General features: G+C 58.4%; 25 protein-coding genes. 12 read left to right on the top strand and 13 right to left on the bottom strand.

The genetic code is table 11. The features are described 5' to 3' along the window. Positions 1-68 precede the first annotated feature (68 nt). From panC to dksA, 9 genes are all read right to left on the bottom strand, one after another. Positions 69-929 (bottom strand): pantoate--beta-alanine ligase, encoded by an 861-nt coding sequence (panC, locus tag UIA24_RS09435; RefSeq protein ID WP_330522747.1) that lies wholly within the window; start codon positions 927-929, stop codon positions 69-71. Beyond that, positions 926-1726 (bottom strand): 3-methyl-2-oxobutanoate hydroxymethyltransferase, encoded by an 801-nt coding sequence (panB, locus tag UIA24_RS09430; protein WP_099775817.1) that lies wholly within the window; start codon positions 1724-1726, stop codon positions 926-928. The genes panC and panB overlap by 4 nt, the downstream gene beginning before the upstream one ends. Positions 1727-1977: 251 nt before the next feature. Further along, positions 1978-2454: a 2-amino-4-hydroxy-6-hydroxymethyldihydropteridine diphosphokinase gene (folK, locus tag UIA24_RS09425; protein WP_099775815.1), complete on the bottom strand. Its 477-nt coding sequence runs from the start codon at positions 2452-2454 to the stop codon at positions 1978-1980. A 2-nt stretch (positions 2455-2456) separates the two neighbouring features. Further along, a complete protein-coding gene (locus tag UIA24_RS09420; RefSeq protein ID WP_065758282.1) occupies positions 2457-3845 on the bottom strand; it encodes a polynucleotide adenylyltransferase PcnB in 1389 nt (462 codons plus the stop codon). A 699-nt stretch (positions 3846-4544) separates the two neighbouring features. Continuing rightward, positions 4545-5981 (bottom strand): sigma-54-dependent transcriptional regulator, encoded by a 1437-nt coding sequence (locus UIA24_RS09415; RefSeq protein WP_099775813.1) that lies wholly within the window; start codon positions 5979-5981, stop codon positions 4545-4547. A gap of 22 nt (positions 5982-6003) precedes the next feature. Continuing rightward, positions 6004-8961, bottom strand: a complete 2958-nt coding sequence (locus UIA24_RS09410; RefSeq protein ID WP_177442424.1) for a sensor histidine kinase — start codon at positions 8959-8961, stop codon at positions 6004-6006. Next, on the bottom strand, positions 8945-9121 hold the full coding sequence (locus UIA24_RS09405; protein WP_003250005.1) for a hypothetical protein: 177 nt from the start codon (positions 9119-9121) through the stop codon (positions 8945-8947). Before UIA24_RS09405 ends, UIA24_RS09410 begins: the two co-directional genes overlap by 17 nt. A gap of 155 nt (positions 9122-9276) precedes the next feature. Further along, on the bottom strand, positions 9277-10164 hold the full coding sequence (gene gluQRS / locus UIA24_RS09400; protein ID WP_330522746.1) for a tRNA glutamyl-Q(34) synthetase GluQRS: 888 nt from the start codon (positions 10162-10164) through the stop codon (positions 9277-9279). 77 nt (positions 10165-10241) lie between these two features. Next, a complete protein-coding gene (dksA, locus tag UIA24_RS09395) occupies positions 10242-10688 on the bottom strand; it encodes an RNA polymerase-binding protein DksA (RefSeq protein ID WP_065758286.1) in 447 nt (148 codons plus the stop codon). A 199-nt stretch (positions 10689-10887) separates the two neighbouring features. On the opposite strand from dksA, the gene UIA24_RS09390 reads away from it, so the two are divergent. Further along, complete coding sequence (locus UIA24_RS09390) at positions 10888-12060, top strand: pyridoxal phosphate-dependent aminotransferase (protein ID WP_065758287.1); 1173 nt, start codon at positions 10888-10890, stop codon at positions 12058-12060. Then, positions 12060-12773 (top strand): DNA/RNA nuclease SfsA, encoded by a 714-nt coding sequence (sfsA, locus tag UIA24_RS09385; protein ID WP_330522745.1) that lies wholly within the window; start codon positions 12060-12062, stop codon positions 12771-12773. Before UIA24_RS09390 ends, sfsA begins: the two co-directional genes overlap by 1 nt. Here sfsA and UIA24_RS09380 read toward each other — a convergent pair. Next, positions 12763-13080 carry a Rieske (2Fe-2S) protein gene (locus UIA24_RS09380; protein ID WP_330522806.1) on the bottom strand — a complete coding sequence of 106 codons (318 nt, stop codon included), beginning with the start codon at positions 13078-13080 and terminating at the stop codon, positions 12763-12765. The genes sfsA and UIA24_RS09380 overlap by 11 nt on opposite strands. 152 nt (positions 13081-13232) lie before the next feature. Here UIA24_RS09380 and UIA24_RS09375 point away from each other — a divergent pair, with 152 nt between their 5' ends. Beyond that, positions 13233-14129 carry a ChaN family lipoprotein gene (locus UIA24_RS09375; RefSeq protein WP_330522744.1) on the top strand — a complete coding sequence of 299 codons (897 nt, stop codon included), beginning with the start codon at positions 13233-13235 and terminating at the stop codon, positions 14127-14129. A 175-nt stretch (positions 14130-14304) separates the two neighbouring features. Here the strand turns inward: UIA24_RS09375 and UIA24_RS09370 are convergent, their stop codons facing one another. From UIA24_RS09370 to UIA24_RS09360, 3 genes are all read right to left on the bottom strand, one after another. Then, a complete protein-coding gene (locus UIA24_RS09370) occupies positions 14305-14577 on the bottom strand; it encodes a TfoX/Sxy family protein (RefSeq protein ID WP_065758290.1) in 273 nt (90 codons plus the stop codon). A 162-nt stretch (positions 14578-14739) separates the two neighbouring features. Next, positions 14740-15084, bottom strand: coding sequence for a pentapeptide repeat-containing protein (locus tag UIA24_RS09365; RefSeq protein WP_065758291.1), 345 nt, complete (start codon positions 15082-15084; stop codon positions 14740-14742). A gap of 102 nt (positions 15085-15186) precedes the next feature. Beyond that, a complete protein-coding gene (locus tag UIA24_RS09360; protein WP_102053647.1) occupies positions 15187-16749 on the bottom strand; it encodes a bifunctional aminoglycoside phosphotransferase/ATP-binding protein in 1563 nt (520 codons plus the stop codon). Between the two features lie 117 nt (positions 16750-16866). On the opposite strand from UIA24_RS09360, the gene mrcB reads away from it, so the two are divergent. From mrcB to msrQ, 9 genes are all read left to right on the top strand, one after another. Then, complete coding sequence (gene mrcB / locus UIA24_RS09355; RefSeq protein WP_065758293.1) at positions 16867-19188, top strand: penicillin-binding protein 1B; 2322 nt, start codon at positions 16867-16869, stop codon at positions 19186-19188. 22 nt (positions 19189-19210) lie between these two features. Continuing rightward, positions 19211-19951 (top strand): tetratricopeptide repeat protein, encoded by a 741-nt coding sequence (locus tag UIA24_RS09350; RefSeq protein WP_099775798.1) that lies wholly within the window; start codon positions 19211-19213, stop codon positions 19949-19951. Beyond that, positions 19951-20280 (top strand): YqcC family protein, encoded by a 330-nt coding sequence (locus tag UIA24_RS09345; protein ID WP_065758295.1) that lies wholly within the window; start codon positions 19951-19953, stop codon positions 20278-20280. Before UIA24_RS09350 ends, UIA24_RS09345 begins: the two co-directional genes overlap by 1 nt. 422 nt (positions 20281-20702) lie before the next feature. Beyond that, positions 20703-22427 carry an acetolactate synthase 3 large subunit gene (locus tag UIA24_RS09340; protein ID WP_065758302.1) on the top strand — a complete coding sequence of 575 codons (1725 nt, stop codon included), beginning with the start codon at positions 20703-20705 and terminating at the stop codon, positions 22425-22427. Positions 22428-22429: 2 nt separating this feature from the next. Next, positions 22430-22921: an acetolactate synthase small subunit gene (gene ilvN, locus UIA24_RS09335; RefSeq protein WP_042125802.1), complete on the top strand. Its 492-nt coding sequence runs from the start codon at positions 22430-22432 to the stop codon at positions 22919-22921. Positions 22922-22970: 49 nt separating this feature from the next. Continuing rightward, positions 22971-23987: a ketol-acid reductoisomerase gene (gene ilvC, locus UIA24_RS09330; protein WP_065758296.1), complete on the top strand. Its 1017-nt coding sequence runs from the start codon at positions 22971-22973 to the stop codon at positions 23985-23987. Between the two features lie 143 nt (positions 23988-24130). Further along, positions 24131-24988: a CDP-diacylglycerol--serine O-phosphatidyltransferase gene (pssA, locus tag UIA24_RS09325; protein WP_099775796.1), complete on the top strand. Its 858-nt coding sequence runs from the start codon at positions 24131-24133 to the stop codon at positions 24986-24988. Positions 24989-25051: 63 nt separating this feature from the next. Beyond that, positions 25052-26065: a protein-methionine-sulfoxide reductase catalytic subunit MsrP gene (msrP, locus tag UIA24_RS09320; protein WP_330522742.1), complete on the top strand. Its 1014-nt coding sequence runs from the start codon at positions 25052-25054 to the stop codon at positions 26063-26065. Then, the gene (msrQ, locus tag UIA24_RS09315; protein WP_099775794.1) at positions 26065-26685 is read left to right on the top strand and encodes a protein-methionine-sulfoxide reductase heme-binding subunit MsrQ; all 621 of its coding nucleotides are present in this window, start codon (positions 26065-26067) and stop codon (positions 26683-26685) included. Before msrP ends, msrQ begins: the two co-directional genes overlap by 1 nt. The last annotated feature ends 170 nt before the right edge of the window (positions 26686-26855 follow it).

Raw genomic sequence — 26855 nt, 5'->3', positions numbered from 1 at the left:
ACACGGAGCCTCCCGGCCCCGCGAGCGGCGGCAGTGTGCCCGAACCCAGGGGGCCGGGCAACATGGCGCTAAGGCTTGTCGTCGAGATTCAGGTGCAGGTTGTCGATCAAGCGGGTTGCGCCTAGAAACGCAGCGACCAGGATCACCAGGTCACGGTCTTCAGCGGTGGCAGGGCGCAGGCTGATCGCATGGCGAACTTCAAGGTAATCGGGACGGAAGCCGGCCTTTTGCAGTTGCTCCTGGCCCTGGGCAATCAGGGCCTGGAAATCGCACGAGCCCTGTTTGATGGCTTCGGCCATCTGCGTCAGGGTGCGGTACAGCGCGGGTGCACAGGCGCGTTGTTCATCGCTCAGGTAACCGTTGCGTGACGACAGCGCCAGGCCATCAGGGGCACGCACAGTGGGTTCGCCGATGATCTGGATCGGCATGTTCAAATCACGGACCAGTGCGCGGATCACGGCCAGTTGCTGGAAGTCTTTCTGGCCGAACACCGCCAGGTCTGGCTGAACCATGTTGAACAACTTGCTGACCACGGTGGCTACGCCTTCAAAGTGCCCTGGTCGGCTTGCGCCGCAAAGGCCTTCTGACAGCTGTGGAACAGAAACACGGGTCTGTCCTGCCATACCCTCTGGATACATTTCCTCGACGGAAGGGGCAAACAATAGATGGCAGCCTGCCTCCAGCAGCTTTTCCTGGTCGGCGGCAAGCGTGCGAGGGTATTTGTCGAGGTCTTCGCCCGCGCCGAACTGCAGCGGGTTGACGAAGATGCTGGCAACCACGAAATCAACCCGCTGCGCAGCCTTGGCCACGAGTGCCGCATGCCCGCTGTGCAGGTTGCCCATGGTCGGTACGAAGCCAATGCGTTTGCCTTCGCTGCGTGCCCGCGCTACGGCGGCGCGCAGCTCGCGGACGGTTTTGACTGTATTCATGCACTGAACCCGTGTTCGCTGCCTGGGAAAGTGACGTCCTTGACCTCTTTGACATAGGCCTGCAAGGCGCTCTGAATATCGCTCTGGCCAGCCATGAAGTTCTTCACGAACTTGGGTACACGACCACTGAGGGATAGGCCGAGCATGTCATGCATGACCAGTACCTGGCCGTCGGTGGCACTGCCTGCGCCAATACCGATGACGGGTATTTTTACTGCCTGAGTGATTTCGGCGGCCAGTTCGCTCGGGACACACTCCAGCAGCAGCATCGCGGCGCCGGCTTGTTCCAGGGCAATGGCATCGGCACGCATTTGTCGGGCCTGGTTTTCCTGGCGACCCTGGACCTTGTAACCGCCGAGAATGTTCACCGCTTGTGGTGTCAGGCCCATATGTGCGCACACAGGTACACCGCGTTCGGCCAGCAGACGAATGGTGTCAGCCAGCCAGGCTGCGCCTTCGATTTTGACCATATGGGCGCCGGCCTGCATCAGTGCGCCGCTGTTGGCGAACGCCTGTTCAGTGGTGGCATACGCCATGAACGGCAGGTCGGCCAGAATCAGTGCGCCTTCGTTACCACGTTTGACGCTGCTTACGTGGTAGGCCATTTCGGCGTTGGTGACGGGCAAGGTGCTGTCGTGGCCCTGCAGGACCATGCCCAGCGAGTCGCCTACCAGCAGTATTTCTACGCCGGCGCGGCAGCATGCCTGGGCGAACGTTGCGTCATAGCACGTCAGCATGGCAATTTTCTCACCCTTGAGCTTTAGGCTCTGCAGGGTGGTCAGGGTTACATCTGGCATGAAAAGGAATCCTCGTTCAGGCGCTGTGAAAAACGACTGCGTACAACGCGTGTATTCATCTTCTGGAACAGCACATCATCGATTGTGGTGTTTGAAATACGACCTGTTCCAGGCCTATATACGCCTTTTTGCGGCGCTTGGGCGCCACGGGACGCCTATAGTCGTGAGCGAGGGGGCTGAAGTCAATTACCCTGTTACCGCATTGTTACGAATGCACTGTTACGGGCGTTACCGTGTGGGGGAACGCCCGGTTACAGGCGCTCCAGACCGACGAACGGGCAATCGGCCAGCAGTTGGGCGAGCGGGCGCTGGTCGGCCAGCAGGAAGTCGGCAGGTACCAGTTCTGCCAGCGGGTAGAGCACGAACGGACGCGCCTGCATGTGGTAATGCGGCACCTTGAGCCGTGGTTCATCGATAACCTGGTCGCCGTAGAGCAGGATATCCAGGTCAAGGGTTCGTGCCCCCCAGCGCTCTTTACGAACGCGGCCCTGGGCGTTTTCTATGGATTGCAGGGCATCGAGCAGGGCAATAGGCTCCAGCGCGCTGTCCAGTGCCGCCACGGCATTTGTGTAGCGTGGCTGGCCTGGTGAGAGCGAGTCGCTGGTGTAGAAGCTGGACACGGCAACCAGATCAGTCGCTGGCAGCTGCTCGAGCGATTGCAGGGCGCTCTCAAGCTGCTGGCGGGGATCGTCCAGGTTGCTGCCCAGACCAATATAGACGCGAGGCATGTCTACTCGCCCGCAGCGCCGTCGGCGCGCTTGCGTTTGCTGCCACTGCGCTTGCGTTTGCGTGGGCCTGCGCCAGCACCCTCATCGCGGCTGCCGAGTTCGCGGATCATGTCGCGACGCTCACTTTCGTTGCACTCCTGATAGTCAGTCCACCATTGGCCAAGACCATCGGTGTCCTCGCCCGCACTTTCGCGCAGCAGCAGGAAGTCATAGCCGGCACGGAAGCGCGGGTTGTCCAGTAACAGGTCGGCACGTTTGCCGCTGCGCCGTGGCAGGCGCTCCTGCATGTCCCAGATTTCACGGATGGGCATGGTGAAACGCTTGGGGATTGCGATGCGTTGGCACTGTTCGCTGATCAGTTCGTGCGCCGCTTCGTTCATGGCCGGGATAGGCGGCATGCCTCGGCTCTGCAAATGCAGCGCACGTGTTGGCAGGGCAGGCCAGAGCATGGCAGCGAAAAGGAAGGCCGGGGTTACCGGCTTGCCTTGTTTGACCCGTAGATCCGTGTTGATCAACGCTTGGCTGATCAAGGTATGGGTGTAGGTCGGATGGTCTTCCAGTGCCTGGGCGCTGGCCGGGAACAGTGGATCGAACAGTTGCAGGTCGACCAGCATCTCGAACGTATCGGCGGCCTGGCCGGAGAGGAACAGCTTGAGGCTTTCCTCGAACAGGCGTGCAGACGGAATCTCACGCAGCATCGGCGCCAGTTGGCGAATCGGTGCGACGGTGTGCTTCTCGATGCCGAAGTTCAGCTTGGCGGCGAAGCGCACCGCGCGCAGCATGCGTACCGGGTCTTCCTGGTAGCGCTGGGTCGGGTCGCCAATCAGGCGGATCAAGCGGTTACGAATGTCGTGTACGCCGTTGGCATAATCGAGAATGCGCTCGCTGATCGGATCGTAGTACAGCGCATTGATGGTGAAGTCGCGGCGCTGCGCGTCTTCTTCCAATGTGCCGTAGACGTTATCGCGCAGGATGCGCCCACTCTCGTTGCGTGAGGACTGGTGGCTGTTTTCCTCTTCGCTTTCGGGGTGATTGGCGCGGAAGGTTGCTACTTCAATGATTTCACGGCCAAAGTGGACGTGAACCAGTTTGAAGCGACGGCCAATGACTCGGGCGTTGCGGAACTCCGCACGCACTTGCTCGGGGGTGGCGCTGGTGGCGACGTCGAAGTCTTTCGGCGTAATGCCCAGAAGCTGGTCGCGCACGCAGCCGCCGACCAGATAGGCCTGGTAGCCGGCGTTTTGCAGACGCTCGACGATGCTCACCGCATGACGACTGAATTGGCCACGTTGCAGCGAATGTTGACTGCTATTAATCACTTCAGGCGTGGTGCGCTGGTGGTGCGGGCCACGAACGGGGGGACGGAACGACTGGAACAGCTTCTTCAGCATGGGATGCACTGTTTGAAGGAATTTTCAGCCATAAACGAAGAATGGCCGCATGATAGGCGGGGATTCTAGCATTTACTCTGGGAATGGTGTAGGCAACAGCATGAGGGGGGACAGGTAGGAAAACTACAAGGGGAGCCGAAGCTCCCCTGGAATGTAGTTGCGTGCTCTTTTTATTTTTCTTCTGGGCTTCTTGTTTTTGTTGAGTGCCCTGTCTACAAAGCTGAGGCTTGTAGAGCGTCCCCCTATTCGGGGGCCAAGAGCAAACGGATTGCTTTGGTCGCTGAGGTTGCGGTGATCTGTCGATCCAACCAGTGTAGGCGCTGCTTTAGTGCAGTTTTTGTTGTTCTCTGCCTGGTTGTGGGGCAAGCCCCAAAACACAACTCCTCTCCAAAAGAATCAGTTAGCTGCGCCTCCGCCGTCTTGTTCTTATTGTGCGTGAGCCGATTCGTCTTATTTTTATTGTCTTTTGCAGTGCTTGTTATTGTTCTTGTACCAAACATATAGCAGGTGCCGTGCCAACTTTTGTGAAACCCAGTAAAACAAGGGCTTACGTCGGTTTTGGTCCGTTTTGGCGCCGAAAAAAAACCGGGGTTTCGTTACCGTAAGCCCCGGTTTTTGTTACGTCTTCATGTTGCGGTAACAGTCTGTCACGTGAATCTTATGTTACCTGCCCAATGGCACGGTGACAGCTGAAGCGTATCAGCCCTCGTTGGTTGCGCTGCTCTTGCGTCGAGGTATTCCCAAGCGCTGGCGTCGTTCCCACAGGCACTTGCGGCTGACCCCCAGCTTGCGTGCCAGTTCGGTTTCAGTCATATGGTCCTGGTGCTCGAGCACGAAGTGCTGGAAGTAGTCTTCCAGCGACAGGTCTTCCATGGGCTCATGGCTGTTGTTGGCCTGCGTGCCGGCTGCTGGCAGGCCACCGAAGTTCTCATCGTCGTCTTCCAGATCGCTCAGCTCGATATCGATACCCAGCAGGTCGGCAGAAATCTCTGGGCTCTCGCAAAGGATGACGGCACGCTCCACGGCGTTTTCCAGTTCACGCACGTTACCTGGCCAGGAGTAGTGACGTATCGCCATTTCTGCGTCGTGAGCAAACCTCAGGTCATTGCGGCCGATACGTGCGCTCTGCCGAGCGAGGAAGGCATTGGCAATTTCATTGACGTCGGCACCCCGTTCCCGCAGCGCAGGCAGCTTCAGGGCGATGACGTGCAGTCGGTAGTAAAGGTCTTCACGGAACTGGCCGACTTTGGCCAGGTTCTTCAGGTCGCGGTGGGTAGCGGCGATCAGGCGCACATCAACCTTCTGCGACTGTACCGAACCTACCCGGCGGATTTCGCCTTCCTGCAATACACGCAGCAGGCGAGCCTGGGCTTCCAGCGGCAGCTCGCCAATTTCATCCAGGAAAAGCGTGCCGCCATCGGCGGCTTCAACCAGGCCTGCGCGCCCGGCACTTGCGCCGGTGAACGCGCCTTTCTCGTGGCCGAAGAGTTCGGACTCGATGAGGGTTTCCGGAATCGCTGCGCAGTTTACCGAGATCATCGGCGCCTTGGCGCGTCGCGACAGGTTGTGCAGGGCGCGGGCGACCAGCTCTTTACCGGTACCCGACTCGCCTTGAATCAGGACGTTGGAGTCGGTGGGCGCGACTTTACGGATCTTGCTGTAGAGATCTTGCATCGGTGGGCACGAGCCGATAATGCCGATCTCGCCATTGGCACTTTCACTGCCGGCCTTGTCACTGGCGGCTGGCTTGCCATTTACACGTTCGGAAGGTGCTGCTGGAGCGCTCTGCCGATCACGCAGGATGCGCGCCACTGCCTGCAGCATCTCGTCATGGTCGAAGGGTTTGGCGATGTAGTCGACCGCCCCCATCTTCATGGAGTCGACCGCAGAACGCAGGCTGGCGTAGCTGGTCATGATCAGCACAGGCGTTCCCTGGCCAAGCTTGATCAGTTCGGTACCCGGGGCGCCAGGCAAGCGCAGATCGCTGACGATCAGGTCGAAGGTCGGAATGCTGAAGCGTTCCTGAGCCTCCTGTACCGAGCCGGCTTCACTGACCTGGTACTGGTTCCGTTCGAGCAGGCGACGCAAGGCTGAGCGGATGATGGTTTCGTCTTCGACGATCAGAATATGCGGCATTGATTCAATTCTCTCGACGGTCTCAGTTCACAGCGGACGTCGCTACGACATGGCGCGGTAGGGTCACTCGGATCCGGGTGCCACGCTGGCTTTCGATATCGGCCGGGCTGTCGATGGTGATTTGTCCATAATGCTCTTCCACGATGGAATAGACCAGAGCGAGCCCTAGTCCTGTCCCTTCACCCGGATCCTTGGTGGTGAAGAACGGTTCGAACAATCGGTCCATGATGTTCTTCGGGATTCCGCTCCCTTCATCCTCGACAATCAGGTCGACGGTGTGTTCATTCGCTTCGCTTCTGACCCGCACGGCAGCACCGGGTGGCGAGGCGTCGCGGGCATTGGACAGTAAATTGATCAATACCTGGGCGAGCCGCTGGGGGTCGCCGTCTACCCAGTGCTCCGGGTCGCACAGATTGAAAAACTGTACTTCAAAATTGCGCCGGTTCAAGGCCAGCAAGCCGATTGCATCCTGTGCCACTTCTGCCAGGCATACGGGTTCTTCATTGTTCTGTTGGCTACCGCCGGCGTGGGCGAAGCTCATCAGTGACTGAACGATGCGTGAAATACGCTTAGTTTGTTCAATGATCTGGCTGCTCAGTTCGGTGATTTCACTGTCTTCCTCGCGTTCTTCCCGCAGGTTTTGCGCCAGGCAGGCGATGCCGGTAATCGGGTTGCCGATCTCATGGGCCACCCCGGCGGCCAGCCGGCCGATGCTCGCCAAACGTTCGGAGTGCACCAGCTTGTCTTCAAGCGCTTGAGTTTCGGTCAAGTCTTCAACAAGCAGTACCAAGCCACTGTTACCCGGCGCCAGCGGTTCGTCGATGGCCGCCTTGTGCAGGTTCAACCAGCGCGGCTGGCCATCCAGCGCCAACCGTTGTTTGTGCAGGTGTTCATCCGGAACATTGATGAAGCCGAGTAGAAGGCCGCGCCAAGGTTCGCTGATGGTTGTCAGGCGGGAGCCCACCACGTGCTTGGCGGCAATGCCAGTCAACTCTTCCATGGCCCGGTTCCACATCAGGATTTCCTGATCCTTGGCCAGCGAGCAGACGCCCATCGGCAGTTCCTGCAGGGTTTGGCGATGGTAGCGGCGCAGGGCGTCGAGTTCAGCGGCAAGGCCGGTCAGCCGCGAGTGGTAGTCTTCCAGGCGGCTCTCGATGAAGTGGATGTCTTCGGTAACGTAGTTCTCGCTGCCGGACTTGTAGGGCAGGAAGGTCTCGACCATGTCCTGAGCCACGCTAGGCCCCATCAAGCCAGACAGGTTCGCCTCTATTCGATCACGCAGCCTGCGTAGTGCATAAGGCCGGCGCTCATCAAAGGGCAGGTAGAGATCGCGCAGTGCCTGTTCAACTTCTTTCTGTGCGGCCTTGGCGCCCAGGGGCTTGGCCAGTTGGGTGGCAAACTCCTGCGGCGAGGCCGCATGCAGTTCGCGACGCTGCGGCCGGCGCACGTTGTCCACCGCGCAGGCTTCCGCTGCGCCAACCTCTTCCGGGCTGGCATTGGTGAACAGCGAAATCAGCGTGAACAACAGGACGTTGGCTGCCAGTGAAGCGATGGCTGCCATGTGCCAACTGGTGTCGTCGAGCACATAGATCATGTTCAGCAGCGGGATGTAAAAGCCCTGCAGATTGCCAACCAGTGGCAGCAGCATGGTTACCAGCCAGACGCTGATCCCCGCCAGCAACCCGGCGATGAAGCCACGTCGATTTGCGGTTGGCCAGTAGAGTACTGAGAGCACGCCGGGCAGGAACTGCAGTGTTGCGACAAAGGCGACGATACCGAGGTTGGCCAGGTCCTGCTGAGCACCCAGCAACAGATAGAAGCCGAAACCTGCGCTGATGATGGCGACGATCAGTGCCCGTCGGGTCCATTTCAGCCAGCGGTAGATATTACCTTCGGCTGGTGGCTGGTACAGCGGCAGTACTAGGTGGTTCAGGGCCATGCCGGACAACGCCAGGGTGGTCACGATGATCAGGCCGCTGGCGGCTGAGAGCCCGCCGATGTACGCCAGCAGGGCCAATAGCTTGTTGTTCGCGGCAATGCCCAGGCCCAGGGTGAAGTATTCCGGGCTGGTGCTGGCGCCCAGTTTCAGGCCCGCCCAGAGGATCAGGGGAACCGCCAGGCTCATCAGCAGCAGAAACAGCGGTAAGCCCCAGCTGGCGCTGACCAGTGAGCGCGGATTGAGGTTTTCGGTAAAGGCCATGTGGTACATGTGCGGCATGACGATTGCCGAGGCGAAAAACACCAGCAGCAGGGTTCTCCACGGGCCTTCCTGTAGTGGCGTGTGCAATGCAGCGAGGGCTGTCTGGTTTTGCAGCAACCAGACTTCCAGTTGGTGGGGCCCGCCGAACACGCCGTAAAGCGCGTAGAGGCCAATCCCCCCTAGCGCCAGTAGTTTGATCACCGATTCGAAGGCAATGGCGAACACCAGTCCTTCATGCTTCTCACGGGTCGCGATATGCCGCGAGCCAAAGAAAATGGTGAACAGTGTGATCATTGCGCAGAAGGCCAGTGCTACCCGGTTTTTAACCGGTTCGCCGCTGAGAATGCCGATTGAGTCGGCCACCGCCTGAATTTGCAGCGCCAATAGAGGCAGTACGCCAATCAGCATGAAAACGGTGGTCAGCGCGCCGGCCCAGGTGCTGCGAAAGCGAAAGGCAATCAGGTCGGCCAGGGATGACAGCTGGTAGGTGCGGGTGATCTTGAGGATCGGGTAAAGCAGCACGGGCGCCAATAGAAAGGCCCCGGAAACCCCCAGGTAGCAGGCCAGGAAACCGTACCCATACTGGTAGGCAAGCCCGACCGTGCCATAGAACGCCCAGGCACTGGCATAAACACCCAGTGACAAGGTGTAGGTCAGCGGGTGACGGATGATCGCGCGTGGGATCATGCCGCGTTCGCTGATCCAGGCCACGCCGAACAGCACCAGCAGGTAGGCGGCGCTGATCAGGATCATCTGGGTCAGGCTAAAGCTCATCGGCATCACGTTGGCTCTGCAGGATAAAGGTCACGACGATCAGGATCAGCCAGAGCAGGTACGGGCGATACCAGGCCCCGGTCGGTTCGATCCACCAGTCCATGATGGCAGGGGAGAACAAATAGATCCCCACGACCAGAAGCAGGACCAAACGATAGATGTACATGTGGGCCTCACTGGTTAAACCGCTGCGTGCCTGAAGTTATTATTGGCGCAAATCGGCGGTGGCGATGGTAGCGGATGGCGACAAGGCTGCAAATGGACTTCGCATTCTGCCCCAAGGAATTGAATCTATTGGGCTTTCTTGCGTTCGGCAAGGCTTCAGCGCAGCGTTGCCTCGGCCAGGGTCATGCTTTTGGGGATTGCGTCGACGTTCCAGTGCCGGCAAGCATGTGTCAGCACCTCTTGCGGGGTGGCGTACGCCTGAGCCGGATCGGTCGGTTGCCCCAGGGCACGCAGGGCACGTAGCAGTAGCGGGGTGGCCTGGTCTGTGGGCAGCGGGGCGGAGCGATAGGATTTGCCCAGCTTATGACCATCGGGTTGCACAATCAGCGGTACATGCAGGTAGCGCGGCTGGCGTAACCCCAGTAACTCCTGAAGATACAGTTGGCGTGGTGTTGAGTCGAGCAGGTCGGCGCCTCGCACAATGTCGGTAACGCCCTGCCAGGCGTCGTCTAGCACCACGGCCAGTTGATAGGCATACAGCCCATCTCGACGGCGGATAATGAAGTCGCCTGACTCGCGGCCCAGGTGTTGCTCAAAACGGCCTTGCACGCGATCAATGAAGTGATAGGCAAGCTCTGGCACGCGTACACGGATGGCCGCATCGTGCTGATCATGGCCAAGGTTCCGGCACAGGCCTGGGTAGATTCCATGATAAGGCTCCAGCTGTTTGCGCGAGCAGGTACAGGCATAGGCCAGGCCTTGCTGAAACAGGCGTTGGATCGTTTCGGCGTAGGCATCATGGCGCTGGCTTTGATAAACCACCTCGCCATCCCACTCCAGACCATATGATTCCAGGGTGCGCAGGATAGCTGCCTGTGCGCCAGGCGCTTCACGGGGAGGGTCGATGTCTTCCATGCGCAGCAGCCAACGACCGCCAACCGCACGGGCATCCAGGTAGGAGGCCAGGGCGGCTACCAGTGAGCCGAAATGAAGAAAACCGCTGGGGGTGGGGGCGAAGCGCCCGACATAGCTGGGGTTGTTCATGGTAACGCGCGGGTAATCAGGAAAAGTCGTACAACCATAATTGAAATGGGGCGCTATAAGCGCCCCATTTTTTCAGGTCAGGCTTTGCCGACCTGCTTTTCCTTGATTTCCGCCAGTGTCTTGCAGTCGATGCACAGGTCGGCGGTAGGGCGGGCTTCCAGGCGGCGTACGCCGATCTCGATGCCGCAGTTCTCGCACCAGCCGTATTCTTCGTCCTGGATCAGCTGCAGCGTCTTGTCGATCTTTTTGATCAACTTGCGCTCGCGGTCGCGATTGCGCAGCTCCAGTGCGAACTCCTCTTCCTGACTGGCGCGATCGGCCGGGTCAGGGAAGTTGGCCGCTTCGTCTTTCATGTGGTCCACGGTCTGATCGACGCTGACCATGAGCTCCTGCTTCCATTTATTCAGCAGCTCGGTGAAGTGAGCACGCATGGGCTTGCCCATGTACTCCTCGCCCTGGGTTTCTCTATAGGGTTCGAAGCCGCGAACAAGTTGACTACTTTGTTGCTTTTCGTTGGTGGGCATGAATTGACCGCCTCTCACTCTTCTAATCCATTGCGCAGGCTGCTCCATCTCCGGCGCCCGCCGGCCCTGCGACTGCGAGCCGCCGAACTTACCAGATAGAATCAGGGGATGCTACTCCCCGTGATTGCAGGTTTTACCACCCGCTGGTTCCGGCTCTTGGGTAGAATCTTTAGTTTACACCCCATTTGAGAGAAGGCTAATGGCTCAGCCCTACAGTGCGCGTAGTCGCGCCATCGAACCCTTTCATGTGATGGCTTTGCTGGCGCGAGCCAACGAACTGCAAGCTGCAGGCCATGACGTCATCCATCTGGAAATCGGCGAGCCGGACTTCACCACGGCGGCGCCGATCATCAAGGCGGGGCAGGCGGCGCTCGCCAATGGGGAAACCCGTTACACCGCCGCGCGTGGCCTCCCGGCATTGCGCGAGGCGATCGCGGGCTTCTATGCCACGCGTTACGGGTTGAGCATTGATCCTCAGCGTATCCTGATCACCCCGGGAGGCTCTGGCGCGCTGCTTCTGGCCAGCAGCTTGCTGGTCGACCCTGGTAAGCACTGGTTGCTGGCCGATCCGGGTTATCCATGCAATCGGCATTTCCTGCGCCTGGTAGAAGGGGCTGCACAGTTGGTGCCGGTCGGCCCAGAGGTCAACTACCAGTTGAACGCTGATCTGGTAGAGCGTTACTGGGACCAGGACAGCGTTGGTGCATTGGTTGCTTCACCGGCAAACCCAACAGGTACGGTGCTCGACCGTGAGCAACTGGCCAGCCTCGCGCAGGCAGTTCGGGAGCGTCACGGGCATCTGGTGGTAGACGAAATTTACCATGGCCTGACCTACGGCATGGACGCGCCGAGCGTGCTTGAAGTTGAAGACCAGGCCTTCGTCCTGAATAGTTTCTCAAAATATTTCGGCATGACCGGATGGCGTCTGGGGTGGCTGGTCGCACCTCCCGCAGCCGTGGCTGATCTGGAAAAGCTCGCCCAGAACCTGTACATCAGTGCGCCGAGTATGGCTCAGCATGCTGCATTGGCGTGTTTTGAGCCGGCAACGCTAGCTATTTTGGAAGAGCGTCGCGAGGAATTTGGTCGGCGACGTGATTTTCTTCTTCCAGCCCTGCGTGAGCTGGGGTTTGGTATCGCAGTCGAGCCTCAGGGTGCTTTCTATCTCTATGCCGATATCAGCACGTTTGGCGGCGATGCGTTCGCTTTCTGCCGTCATTTCCTGGAAACCGAGCATGTCGCGTTTACCCCGGGGCTGGATTTCGGGCGCTATCAGGCCGGGCACCATGTGCGTTTTGCCTACACCCAGAGCATGCCGCGCTTGCAGGAGGCTGTAGAGCGAATTGAGCGTGGCCTGCGGAGTTGGCAAGGCTGATGCGCTTTTCACCGGCACTTGAGGAAGCGCGCTTGCTGCGTCGCTACAAACGCTTCTTGGCAGATATAGAACTGGCCAGTGGTGAGCAACTGACGATCCACTGCCCCAACACCGGCTCAATGCTCAATTGCATGATCGAGGGTGGCAAGGTCTGGTTCAGCCGCTCCAACGACCCCAAGCGCAAGCTCCCTGGCACGTGGGAAATCAGCGAAACGCCTCAGGGGCGGCTTGCGTGCGTGAATACGGGGCGCGCCAATGCGCTGGTTGAGGAGGCGCTTTATGCTGGGCGGATCAAGGAGCTCGCCGGGTTTAGCGCGCTCAGGCGCGAAGTGCCTTACGGTGAAGAAAACAGTCGAGTGGATTTTCGCCTGGAGTTTCCTGACGGCCCGGCTTATGTCGAAGTCAAAAGCGTGACATTGGGTTTTTCTGATTCGACTACTGCGGCGTTTCCCGACTCGGTGACTCAACGGGGCACCAAGCACTTGCGTGAGCTCGCCGCATTGGCTCGTCAAGGTGTGCGCGCCGTACAGCTATATTGCGTGAACCTCAGTGGTGTTGATGCGGTTCGTCCGGCCGAGGAAATCGACCCTGCTTATGCGGCAGCACTGCGTGAGGCCGTTGCGGATGGTGTGGAAGTGCTGGCGTACGGAGTGCGTCTGGAGGGTGAGCAGATTGAAGTCGATCGTCGCTTGCCAGTACTGATCAAGCCGTGAGCCAGATGCCCCCGGTGTCTTCGTGGCAGTTGAGGGCTTCCAGGGCGTCGCCTTCGCAAGGGCCTGCCACGCACTCGCCTGACTCGATCAGAAACTGTGCGCCGTGATGCACGCAGGCGATCAATTGGGCACTGCTGTCGAGAAACGTGTCAGCCTGCCAGTTCAATGGAATGCCTCGATGGGGGCAGCGGTTGCGATAGAGGTAGACCTTACCCTGCCGGCGAACGGCGAACAGGTGGGTGTTGTCGAGGCTAAAGCCGCGACTGTGGCCTTCACGAAGGTCGGAGGACGGGCAAAGGAAGTGCATGCGCATGGCTTACTCAAAATGATGGGCTTGGCTCGACTGACACGAGCGTTCAACCCTGAGGCACGTTTTATACCGTGCAGATTGACCGTAGGAAAGCCGACGCCGCTGGCCAGCAGTCTCCTGCTGATGCTGGCTCGAGAGGAGAACTGCTGATGCCCCGACTGCTGTGTTATGCCGTACTCGCACTGCTTCTTTGCCTGTCAGGCTGCCAGACCCGCGTTGTGCTACCGCCATTGCCGGCTTGGCAGAGCCCTGAGGGGCTGGGGCATGCTGAGCTGGGGCAGATACGTGAGCTGGCCAGTGGTCGAGTACTGAGCCCAGAGCAACTGGTCGCTCGCTTGGCGGGTGCGTCCCGTGTGCTGGTGGGAGAGCAACACGATAATCCTGACCATCATGCGCTGCAGTTGTGGTTGTTAAGGGCTCTCGGCCAATACCGCCCCCAAGGTAGCCTGCTACTGGAGATGCTTCAGCCTGTACAGCAGGCGCGGGTCGAGGTAGTGCGCCAGCAAGCATCATTACCTGCTGATGTACCTGGGGCTTTGCGCTGGCAAAAAGGTTGGGATTGGACCCTGTATGGGCCGATCGTAGAGGAGGCCCTGAGACAACCGTATGCACTGCTGGCCGCCAATCTTGACGATGATGAAGTGGGACGGATCTATCGACAGCCGCCGGTGTTGTCTGGAAACCGTTCGACATCAACGGCTGTTCGTCAGGCGCTACTTGAGCAGGTACGCGACTCCCATTGTGGCTTGCTGCCAGACTCGCAATTGCCAGCGATGCTTGCGGTGCAGCAGCAGCGTGACCGACGAATAGCCGAGCGCTTGCTTGCGGCGCCGACACCAAGCCTGTTGTTCGCGGGCGGCTATCACGTGCGCAAAGATATCGGGGTTCCGCAGCACCTGGCTGACCTTGGCGTGCAAGACGCGCCGCAGGTGCTGATGCTGGCCCAGGTAGGCGATGTTGTTGAGCCGGGCATGGCGGATTATGTCTGGTTTACCGCAGCGTTGCCGGCTCAGGACTACTGCGCGAGTTTACGCAAGAAACACTGAATGAGCAGGCAAAAAAAGACCCGGCAAAATGTGCCGGGTCAATAACCGTGATTAGCCTGATGAGGAGATAATTTGAGAGCCCGAACCGAGGCTTTTCAGCTTATCCAACCAGCCTTGCGGCTAGTGGCTCCAATAATAACAATTATCATTTGCATGTCAACTGCTGTATCGGCTCTCAGTTGTTTTTCCGCGGCGCTCTTGCGTCGAGTTGCTGGTTCAGGGCTTCCTTACGCTCGACTGGAATGTCATTCCAGTGCATGTCGAGCAAGGCGCCTTCGATGGCATAGAGCAGTACCTTCGATGCCCTGAAGCCACGAGTACGCACGGCTTGATACGCATTGACCGCGCCCATGCGACGCAAGTCAGAGGCGCTGTGAATGCCGACTGCATGCAACCACTGCGCAGAAGTCTTGCCAAGATTCTTCAGATGCTGGAGTTCGTCGTTCATCAAGCCTCCTTGCGACGGCTGAACGGGTCGAGGGGAATCGCAGGCATACCAAGGGGAGTGTAGCGGCAGTTGGAAAATAAGCGGCATTTTGGCGCTTATGGGGGGCGGGGGCGCCCTATGGCCCGTCAAGTGTGAGTCGGCGGGCCCTAGGGTTGCAGTCTGTTAACGTGTGCGGTAGCGCAGACGCGTTCCGAAATTAACTGACATGAGAATTTCGTCAGCACTCAGGTCTGGTGAGAAGTACACGCCGGAAATCTGGGCATGGGCCAGGCTGGCGCCTTCCATGGAGCAGTTTCGCAGATCCAGGCCACGCAGGTCGGCCGCCCGGAAGTAGGCACCAGTGAAATCTATGCCAGTGGTGTCCAATTCGCGCAGGTCCAGACCGCGAAAGTCGCCATGACTAAAATCGATGCTGGCGTCTTTCGGCCTTTCCTGATTGAAAGCCGCTACCTCTTCGTTACGCACCAAGGCATACAGCGCAGAGTCGATTTGCCGGGGCTGGTTCATGCTAGGCCTCCTTATGTGATTGTGATGACACTATAGTGCCATCACTTGAGAGGCGCGAACCCACTGCCGAGAAGTGTCGACTGCTTCACGTCCGGGTGTTGCTTACAAGCCAGGCAGTTTTTGCCGAATCTGCTTGACCAGCTCGTCGAGACTGCCGCTTTCGTTGGTTTCTACGCGCTTGCTGTGCAGCAGTTCTTCGGCGCTCAATGGGTCGCGATTGGCCTTCTGTGCGGCTATCACCTCAAGCGTGGCGTCGGACGGGTCATTCTGGTCGGCCTGACGCTGCTTGAGCCAGCTTGCGATGACCGCATCAGGTGCATTGCAGTCGAGTATCAGGAACGGTACGCCCGTTTCACCCGCAATGCCCGCGGCGGTTTGACGTTGTGCGTGCTTGAGGTAGGTGGCATCGATGACAGCCGGAAAGCCTGCACGCAGGACAATGCCTGCCAGTGTATGCAGGCGTGCGTAGGTCGCCTGGCTGGAGTCCTGGTTGTAGATGCCAGCTTGCAAGTTGCCTGCATTTTCGGGCGTTTGCTCGCCGAACAGGCGCTTGCGCTCTACATCCGAGCGCAGGCGGATAGCGCCAAGTGCCTCGACCAAACGCATGGCGACATGGCTTTTGCCAACGGCCGACACACCGTGGGTAATCGCCAGGAAGCGCGAAGGAATAGCGCTGTAGCTCTCTGCCAGGGTTGCGTAGTTGCGGTACTGGCGCAGGGTTGTGGCACGCTGCACGCCGTCGGCATTGGCCGGCATGCTGAACAGGGCAACCTTGGCACGCACCAGTGCACGGTAGGCCTTGTAGAAGTTCAACAGCTCAAGGCCTTCATAGTCGCCGGTCAGTTCCAGGTACTGGCTGATGAAACGGCGGGACAGCGACTTGAGGCCACGGTCTTCCAGGTCCATCGCCAGGAACGCGGCGTCGGCATAGACATCGGTCAGGCGGAACGGCTCGTTGAATTCGATGCAGTCGAAGATCACCACCTTGCCGTCGATCAGGGTGGCGTTACCCAGGTGGATGTCACCGTGGCACTCACGGATGAAGCCTTGGGCTTTTCGGGCTTCAAGCAAGCCTTCAAGGCGCTTGAAGCTGCTGTGTGCCCAGGCTTGCAAGGCATCGAGTTGTTGCAGGTCAGCCTTTTCGCTCAGGAAGGGGCGTATCTGCTCAAAGTTCTGCTCAACCGGGGCCATCACGCTTTCCGGGCTGCCCAGCGGGTGATCCACGGCCACGCGCGGTGCGCTCAGGTGGAACTGGGCAATCTGGTGGGCCATCTGGTCGATATGCTCTGCCGTCAGTTCGCCATTGGCCTGCAGCGTGTTAAGCATCTGGCTCTGCGGGAACTGACGCATCTTCAGGGCGTACTCGATCGGCTCGCCTGTGCCGCCCAATTGTGGGGCTTCGGCGCTGCCGGTAATTGGCAGTACATCAAGGTACAGCCCCTGGGTCAGGCGCTGGTTCAAACGCAGCTCTTCATTGCAGAAGTGCTTGCGCTGGGCCAGCTCGGTAAAGTCGAGGAAGCCGAAGTTCATCGGCTTCTTGATTTTGTAGGCGAATTCGCCAGTGAGCAGAACCCAGGAAATGTGTGTCTCAATAACCTGGAAACCGCTCACCGGATGAGGGTACAGGGCTGGGTTTTGCAGGGCTGCAATCAAGGCTTGGCTCACGGGCGATCCTTTGGAGTCGTGAAGAGTCTAAGCGCCCATTATGGCGACAAGCGGCCCCCGTGCAAACCGCCGGAGGGCGCCTGTCGACGAACAATAAAGTGCGTATAATCCGCGGCCATGACTCGTACCCAATCTTCCCGTACCCCCAAAAAACGTCCCTCTGGCCGTGCGCGCGCCCTGCTGGGCTGGGCTTTGAAGCTCAGCCTTGTCGGTCTCGTCGTGCTCGCGGGCTTTGCGATTTATTTCGATGCGGTAGTCCAGGAGAAATTCTCTGGCAAGCGCTGGACGATCCCGGCCAAGGTATATGCCCGGCCGCTGGAGCTGTTCGTCGGCCAGAAACTCAGCAAGGACGACTTCCTTATCGAGCTTGATGCCTTGGGCTATCGGCGCGAGAGCGTCGCCAATGGGCCTGGTGCCGCTGCTGTCAGTGGTAATACGGTCGATATCAATACCCGTGGCTTCCAGTTCTATGAAGGGCTGGAGCAGGCCCAGGCGGTTCAAGTACGTTTCTCGGGCGATTACGTTGCCGGGTTGAGTGGAGCCAATGGCTCGAAACTGGCCGTGGTTCGCCTGGAGCCGCTGCTGATCGGCGGGTTGTACCCGAAGAACCTTGAAGACCGCATCCTGATAAAGCTCGATCAGGTGCCTCCGTACCTGCTTGAAACCCTGGTTGCCGTGGAAGACCGCGACTTCTATTCGCACTTTGGTGTTTCGCCCAAGTCGATTGCACGGGCCATCTGGGTCAACACCTCATCCGGCGCCATGCGTCAGGGTGGCAGTACCCTGACCCAGCAGTTGGTCAAGAACTTCTACCTGACCAATGAGCGCAGCCTCAGTCGCAAGCTGACGGAAGCCCTGATGGCGATGTTGCTTGAGCTGCATTACGACAAGCGCGAGATCCTCGAGGCCTACCTCAACGAGGTGTTCATTGGCCAGGATGGTCAGCGCGCGGTGCATGGCTTTGGTCTTGCCAGCCAGTTTTTCTTCAGTCAGCCGTTGTCAGAGCTCAAGCTGCATCAGGTCGCATTGTTGGTGGGCATGGTCAAGGGGCCTTCCTACTACAACCCGCGGCGCTACCCCGAGCGGGCAACGGTGCGGCGTAACCTGGTGCTCGACTTGTTGGCCGAGCAGGGCGTTGCAACCCCGGAGGCCGTCGAGGCTGCGAAGAAAATGCCGTTGGGCGTTACCAAGCGTGGCAGCCTGGCCGACAGTTCCTTCCCGGGCTTCCTTGACCTGGTCAAACGCCAACTGCGTCAGGACTATCGTGACGAAGACTTGACCGAAGAAGGCCTGCGGATCTTTACCAGCTTCGATCCGATTCTGCAGATGAAGGCGGAGGCATCGGTCACTGACACCTTCAAGCGCCTTGCCGGGCGCAAGGGGGCGGATGAAGTCGAGGCAGCCATGGTGGTGACCAATCCGGAAACCGGTGAGGTCCAGGCGCTGATAGGCAGTCGCCAGCCCGGTTTTGCCGGTTTCAACCGTGCTGTGGATGCTGTTCGGCCGATTGGCTCTCTGGTCAAGCCGGCCGTCTACCTGACCGCGTTGGAAAAACCCAGCCAGTACACGCTCACGAGCTGGGTCCAGGATGAGCCCTTTTCGGTCAAAGGTGCCGACGGCCAGGTATGGAAGCCGCAGAACTACGATCGGCGATCCCATGGCACCATCTACCTCTATCAGGGGCTGGCGAACTCTTACAACCTTTCCACGGCCAAACTTGGTCTGGAAGTGGGTGTACCCAATGTGTTGAAAACCATTGGCCGTTTGGGTGTCGAAGTCGATTGGCCGGCGTTCCCGTCGATGTTGCTGGGGGCGGGCGGCATGTCGCCGATGCAGGTTGCTACCATGTACCAGACCCTGGCCAATGGTGGTTTCAATACGCCGATGCGCGGTATTCGCAGCGTACTGACGGCTGAGGGTGAGCCGCTCAAGCGCTACCCGTTCCAGATCCAGCAGCGTTTTGATCCAGGCTCCATCTATCTGGTGCAGAACGCCATGCAACGGGTCATGCGTGAAGGCACCGGACGTTCGGTTTACAGTGTCTTGCCAAGCTCTCTGACCTTGGCCGGCAAGACCGGTACCAGTAACGACTCGCGAGACAGTTGGTTCGCAGGTTTCAGTCAGGACCTGCTGGCAGTCGTCTGGTTGGGGCGTGACGACAATGGCAAGACGCCGTTCACGGGGGCCACCGGCGCATTGCAGGTTTGGACCAGTTTCATGCGCAAAGCCGACCCGCTCCCTCTGGATATGCCGCAGCCAGACAATGTGGTGCTGGCCTGGGTTGATGCCCATTCCGGGCAAGGGTCGGACGCAAGCTGCCCGGGCGCGGTCCAGATGCCGTATATTCGCGGCAGCGAACCTCCCCCCGGTCCTGCCTGTGGTGGTGAATCCGCGCCAGCCGAATCGGTAATGGACTGGGTCAAGGGTTGGATGAATTGAGCACTAGCGAAGAGGGTGTGAAGTGAATAAGTGGTGGTTTCCTGCCTTGACGGCACTGGCGCTACTCAATGGCTGTGCCAGCGTGCAACGTGGTTCGATCCCTGTTGTCGAGTCAGGCACGCGTGTTTCTAACAGTGAGCGAGTAACGGCCAGCCGCGGTGGCTATAACGCTGCCGCCAGCGGTGCGCGTCAGGCTCAAGCAATACCTCAGAACGATGCCGTAACCGTCATGGTGCCGCAGGGGGCTGGTGCGGCGCCGATCCAGACGTTCCCGGCGTCGACCAGCGCAGCACCAATTACACCGGGGCCGATTACGCCAGGCCCGGTGACATCGGAGCCGATGACGACCGCATCAATCAGCTCTGGCGGTTACAGCATGCCAAGTGCGCCAACAGGCATCCCGCGCAGCAATGGGGGTGGCTTGTCCGCGGATGAACAGCTGGATGGTCCGGTTCTGGCGTTGCTGACCACTGCGCAGCAACAACAAGGCAGCGGTGATTACAACGGTGCCTCGTCCAGCCTGGAGCGTGCGCAGCGCATTGCACCGCGTGAGCCGCAAGTGCTTTACCGTTTGGCCCAGGTGCGCCTGGCCCAAGGGGATGCTGCCCAATCCGAGCAACTGGCTCGACGAGCGCTGACCTATGCCAATGGTCGACCTGATTTGCAGGCCGGGCTGTGGGACATCATCGCCCAGTCACGGGAGAAGCAAGGTGACGCTGCTGGCGCTGCGCTGGCCCGTCAGAAAGCGCGGGTGAGCTCGTAATGGACAAGCGGGTTCCGTCAATCGCCGACCATCTGTTGCTGATCGAGCAGGAGCTGCGCTCGCTTGGATGGTGGGAGGAGAGGGCGCCGAGTGCCGAGGCGCTGGCCAGTGTTGAACCCTTTGCGGTCGATACGCTGTCTTTTGAGCAGTGGTTGCAGTGGATCTTCCTCCAGCGGATGAAGATGATTCTTGAGCATGACCTGCCGCTGCCTAACGCCTCCGGTATTCTCGAGATGGCCGAGATGGTTTATGTGGATCGGGTGCAGGAAAGTACGCGGCTGCGTCGACTGTTGTCCGAGTTTGACGAACTGATTCGCTCATCTCGCTGAGTTCCTGAGTTTCTCCTTCCGGGGCAGCTTCGTCTGCCCCGCACGCTCGTTGCCTGATGCTTCAGATGCTCAGGCAAACGTTTTTCTGCTTGATCAAGAGTGGCTTATGGTGAATTAACCGCGAAGATCACTTGACTTGAGCAGTTCGAATCAGAACAATCCAAAGTCCGCTGTAGAGGGACTGCCAGAAGCAGACCCGCTAAGCAGATCATGAGGCGCACACCCGCGCCGACCTGTTACACCCCGCAACGCGTTACCTCGCGCTGGGTGGGAAAACCCCGCAACACTCTGGGGCGCTCCCAATACTTGCTCAGTCAGTGCTGACGTAGTCGGCGATTTCGTCGCTCATGCTCTGCTTGGCAGTAAACCTATTAAGACCCGTTCCCATCGGACGGTATTCTGGCGTTTTAGAGGTGAACAACGTGGAGCTTTTATCTGGCGCTGAAATGGTCGTCCGCTTTTTGCGTGACGAAGGCGTTAAGCACATCTATGGGTACCCAGGCGGTGCTCTTCTTCATGTTTACGATGCTCTGTTCAAAGAACCGGAAGTGAGTCACATTCTGGTCCGTCATGAGCAGGCTGCAACCCATATGGCGGATGGTTACGCCCGTGCTACCGGCAAGGCTGGTGTAGTTCTGGTGACCTCCGGTCCTGGGGCGACCAATGCCATTACCGGTATTGCCACCGCTTACATGGACTCCATTCCGATGGTCATCCTTTCCGGTCAGGTGCCTAGCACCATGGTTGGTACGGATGCTTTCCAGGAAACCGACATGATCGGTATTTCCCGGCCGATCGTGAAGCACAGCTTCATGATCAAGCATGCATCGGAAATCCCTGAAGTTCTGAAAAAGGCCTTCTACCTCGCGCAGTCCGGCCGTCCAGGCCCGGTTGTCGTCGACATTCCGAAGGACATGACCAACCCGGCTGAAAAGTTCGAGTACGTCTATCCGAAGAAGGTCAAGCTGCGCTCGTACAGCCCGGCGGTTCGTGGGCACTCGGGTCAGATCCGCAAAGCCGCAGAAATGCTGCTCTCGGCTAAACGTCCGGTTGTGTACGCTGGTGGTGGTGTCATCCTCGGCGGTGGCTCCGCAGCCCTGACTGAAATGGCGCAGATGCTGAACCTGCCGGTCACCAATACCCTGATGGGCTTGGGTTGCTATCCGGGCACTGACCGTCAATTCCTCGGCATGCTGGGCATGCACGGCAGTTACACCGCCAACCTGACGATGCACCATGCCGACGTGATCCTTGCTGTTGGCGCGCGTTTCGATGATCGGGTCGTCAACGGTCCGGCGAAGTTCTGCCCGAACGCCAAGATCATCCATATCGACATCGACCCTGCGTCGATCTCCAAAATGATCAAGGCCGATGTGCCTATTGTCGGGCCTGTCGAAAGCGTTCTGACCGAGATGGTCGCGATCCTCAAGGAAATCGGTGAGAAGCCTGAAAAGGCGGCAATGGATGCCTGGTGGAAGCAGATCGAAGAGTGGCGTGGCGACCGCGGCATGTTCCCTTACGACAAGGGTGATGGCAGTGTCATCAAGCCGCAGACAGTTATCGAGACACTCTGCGAAGTGACCAAAGGCGATGCCTTCGTTACCTCCGATGTCGGCCAGCACCAGATGTTCGCGGCGCAGTACTACCGCTTCAACAAGCCAAACCGCTGGATCAACTCCGGTGGCCTGGGCACCATGGGCTTTGGCTTCCCTGCCGCCATGGGCGTCAAGCTGAACTTCCCTGACCAGGATGTTGCCTGTGTCACCGGTGAGGGCAGTATCCAGATGAACATTCAGGAGTTGTCGACCTGCCTGCAGTACGACCTGCCGGTGAAGATCGTCAACCTGAACAACGGTGTATTGGGCATGGTCCGCCAGTGGCAGGACATGGCCTACAACAGCCGTCACTCGCACTCCTACATGGAATCGCTGCCTGATTTCGTCAAGTTGGCCGAAGCCTATGGCCATGTGGGTATCCGCATCACCAGCCTGAAGGACCTCAAGCCCAAGCTCGAGGAAGCCTTTGCCATGAAAGACCGGTTGGTGTTCATCGATATCCAGGTCGACAACAGCGAGCACGTCTATCCGATGCAAATCAAGGATGGCTCGATGCGCGATATGTGGCTGAGCAAGACGGAGCGTACCTAATCATGCGGCACATTATTTCCCTGCTGTTGGAAAACGAACCTGGTGCCTTGTCGCGCGTGGTTGGCCTGTTCTCCCAGCGCAACTACAACATCGAAAGCCTGACGGTTGCTCCGACTGAAGACCCGACCCTGTCGCGTCTGACGCTGACAACAGTCGGCCATGATGAAGTGATCGAGCAGATCACCAAGAACCTGAACAAGCTGGTTGAAGTGGTCAAGTTGGTCGACCTTTCAGAAAGCGCGCATATCGAGCGTGAACTGATGCTGGTCAAGGTCAAGGCCACGGGCGCACAGCGTGCCGAGATCAAGCGCACCACCGATATCTATCGGGGGCAGATCGTCGATGTCAGTGCCAGTGTCTATACCGTTCAGCTGACCGGTACCAGCGACAAACTGGACAGTTTCATTCAGGCTATCGGTACCGCGTCCATTCTCGAAACCGTACGCAGTGGCGTCACCGGCATTGCCCGTGGCGACAAAGTTCTTAGCATCTAACTCAAAAAATTAGCGAATGGCCTCGAAAGGCCGAGATAAGGGGTGTTTCATGAAAGTTTATTACGACAAAGACTGCGACCTTTCGATCATCCAGGGCAAAAAAGTTGCCATCATCGGTTACGGCTCTCAGGGTCACGCCCAAGCGTGCAACCTGAAAGATTCGGGTGTGGATGTTACCGTTGGTCTGCGTAAAGGCTCGGCTACTGTTGCCAAGGCTGAAGCGCACGGTCTGAAAGTCACTGACGTGGCCAGCGCTGTTGCCGCTGCTGACCTGGTCATGATCCTGACCCCAGACGAGTTCCAGTCTCAGCTGTACAAGAGCGAAGTCGAGCCTAACCTGAAGAAGGGCGCTACCCTGGCGTTCTCCCACGGTTTCGCGATTCACTACAACCAGGTTGTGCCACGTGCTGACCTGGACGTGATCATGATCGCCCCTAAAGCACCAGGCCACACTGTACGTTCCGAGTTCGTCAAGGGCGGCGGTATCCCTGACCTGATCGCGATCTACCAGGATGCTTCCGGTAACGCCAAGAACGTTGCCCTGTCCTACGCCGCAGGCGTTGGCGGTGGCCGTACCGGCATCATCGAAACGACCTTCAAGGACGAGACTGAAACCGACCTGTTCGGTGAGCAGGCTGTTCTGTGTGGCGGTACTGTTGAGCTGGTCAAAGCCGGTTTCGAAACACTGGTTGAAGCTGGCTACGCGCCAGAAATGGCCTACTTCGAGTGCCTGCACGAGCTGAAGCTGATCGTTGACCTCATGTACGAAGGCGGTATCGCCAACATGAACTACTCGATCTCCAACAACGCCGAGTACGGCGAGTACGTAACTGGCCCAGAGGTTATCAACGCTGAGTCCCGTCAGGCCATGCGCAACGCTCTGAAGCGCATCCAGGACGGCGAGTACGCGAAGATGTTCATCAGCGAGGGTGCCACTGGCTACCCATCGATGACTGCTCGTCGTCGTAACAACGCTGCACACGGTATCGAAGTCATCGGTGAGCAACTGCGCTCGATGATGCCTTGGATCGCGGCGAACAAAATCGTAGACAAAGCCAAGAACTAATCTTGCCTTGATGCGATAAGAACGCGGCTTCGGCCGCGTTTTTTCGTTTAGAGGGTCAGCTTCTGGTATAAAGCTCACTGTGTGCACGATCTCTCGCTGCAAACAACAGCCGAAACTTTCCAAACCGTTGCAAGGTAATGTCCATGAGCGAACGTCCAGAAGAGCCCAGTAAGGCCTCCGACGCCGAAAGCCTGCTACCGATCGATGAGCATGTTGAAGAAGGGCATGATGCCGAAGGACGCAAGGTGCGGCATCGTGGTATCTATCTGCTGCCCAATCTCTTTACTACCGCCAACCTGTTTGCCGGTTTCTATTCCATCATCAGCTCGATGAGCGCACAAAGCGCATTGAGTGCTGGTGATCCTCGCGAAGCGAGCAAGTATTTTGCCTTCGCCGCCATCGCCATTTTTGTTGCCATGGTGCTCGATGGCCTTGATGGTCGTGTTGCGCGCATGACCAACACTCAAAGCGCCTTTGGTGCCGAGTACGATTCCCTGTCCGACATGGTCGCTTTCGGTGTGGCCCCGGCATTGCTGGCGTTCGGCTGGGCGCTGGGCGACATGGGTAAAGTCGGCTGGATGGTGGCCTTCATTTATGTGGCTGGTGCCGCGTTGCGTCTGGCGCGTTTCAATACCCAGGTCGGCAAGGCGGACAAGCGCTACTTTATCGGTTTGGCCAGCCCGGCTGCGGCGGGTGTGGTAGCCGGTACTGTCTGGGCATTCAGTGACTACGGTATCCAGGGTTCCAAGCTGTCATTCCTGGTGGCGCTGTTGGTTGCTGCCGCCGGCATGCTGATGGTCAGTAACATCAAGTACAACAGCTTCAAGGAACTCGACCTGAAGGGGCGTGTACCTTTCGTGGCGATTCTCGCCGTGGTGCTCGTGTTTGCTGTGGTCTTCAGTGATCCGCCACGTATTCTGCTGCTGATTTTCCTTGCTTATGCCGCTTCGGGCCCTATCCAGTACCTGTTGCGCATGCGTCGGCGTAAAGGCGCCGAGTGATGTAATTTCTGCAAGACTCCGTAGTCTACTGGTGCATCAGTCCACCCGTTCTACGGAGTCATCATGCTGATCAAGATGTCCAAGGCCTCTGACTGCAAAGCGTCAGAGGTCACCCCCGAATCTATCTATGTCTCTCGTCGTCATCTGCTGGGCGGGTCCTTGGCTGCGTTGGCTGTTTCAGCCCTGCCGCGTTTGGCCAGTGCCGCCGATGTTTCGCGTTACCCGGATGTCGATGCCGGTTCCGCGCCTGGTTGGTTCAACGAGAAGCTTGGTGGAACTCAATGGCAGGCGGTGACGGCGCCAGGCGAGGCCATTACGCCATTCAAAGATGCAACCCACTACAACAACTTCTATGAGTTCGGCCCTGATAAGGGAGACCCGGCGCAAAACGCGGCTGTGCTGAAAACGGCGCCTTGGACGGTAGTAGTCGATGGCGAGGTCGGAAAGCCCGGTCGTTATGCGTTGGAAGACTTCATCAAGCCCTATCAGTTGGAGGAGCGCATCTATCGGCTGCGCTGTGTAGAGGCGTGGTCGATGGTGATCCCTTGGTTGGGGTTCCCGTTGTCCGCTCTGCTCAAGCAGGTGGAGCCAACATCCAAAGCGCGTTACATCCGCTTCGAAACGCTGCAGGATCCGAAAAGCATGCCTGGCCAACGCTCAGGCTTTGCCTTGATTGACTGGCCTTATGTAGAAGGATTGCGTCTGGATGAGGCCATGAATCCGTTGGCCATACTGGCTGTTGGTATGTATGGGCGGGAGCTGCCTAATCAGAATGGTGCGCCTCTCAGGTTGGTGGTTCCGTGGAAGTATGGCTTCAAGAGCATTAAGTCGATCGTGCGCATCAGTCTCGTTGAGCAGCAGCCGAAAACCACGTGGCAAAGTATTGCGCCGGATGAGTACGGCTTTTATGCCAATGTGAACCCTCTGGTTGATCATCCACGCTGGACGCAGGCGCGTGAGCGTCGGTTGCCGAGTGGGCTGTTCAGTCCGAATGTGCGCGACACGCAGATGTTCAATGGGTACGCAGAGGAAGTCGCTTCTCTTTATAGTGGCCTTGATCTGAGGAAGAACTACTGATGCGCTACCCATGGTTTCGCCTTGGTATTTTTGTTCTCGCCAGTTTTTGGCCTTTGTTTTGGCTCTACCAGGCGTGGGCGTTTGCATTGGGGCCAGACCCGGGCAAGGTGTTGGTTGATCGGCTGGGGTTGGGGGCGTTGATCTTTTTGCTCATTACCTTGTGCATGACGCCATTGCAGCGCCTGAGCGGCTGGTCTGGCTGGATTGTGGTGAGGCGTCAGTTGGGCTTGTGGTGCTTTGCCTATGTCGTGTTGCACTTGAGCGGTTACCTGTTCTTTATTCTCGGCCTCGACTGGGGGCAATTAGGCGTAGAGTTGCGCAAACGCCCCTATATCATTGTGGGCGTTCTGGGGTTTGTTGGGCTGCTTGCCTTGGCTGTGACTTCGAATCGCTACAGCCAGCGGCGGCTTGGGGCCCGCTGGAAGAGGTTGCACAAGTTGGTCTATGTGATCCTGGGGTTGGGGTTGCTGCATTTTCTGTGGGTCGTGCGTGCAGATCTGAAGGAGTGGGCGGTCTACGCTGGCATTGGCGTATTGTTGTTGGCGCTACGTATTCCTGCCTTGGGGCGGCGTATTCCGAGGCTGGCGATAGGAAAAGCCGCAACGACAACGAAAAGTTGAATTTAAGCCTTGACGCCCCGTTTCATCTCTCTATAATGCGCACCTCTTCCGGCGCAGTCGAAACGGAAAACTCCTTGATAATCAATGAGTTATACGTTTAGCGATAGTGTCGGAAGTGCTTCGGTCGAATAGATCGGCAGCGGTGAAAAAGGTGGTTGACAGCGAGTTGA

Source organism: Pseudomonas sp. AL 58 (genome assembly GCF_036348395.1).
In the GTDB taxonomy this organism is placed as follows: domain Bacteria; phylum Pseudomonadota; class Gammaproteobacteria; order Pseudomonadales; family Pseudomonadaceae; genus Aquipseudomonas; species Aquipseudomonas defluvii.
Note: the sequence above shows the minus strand (reverse complement) of the source record. Positions and strands in the feature narration are given on the sequence as shown.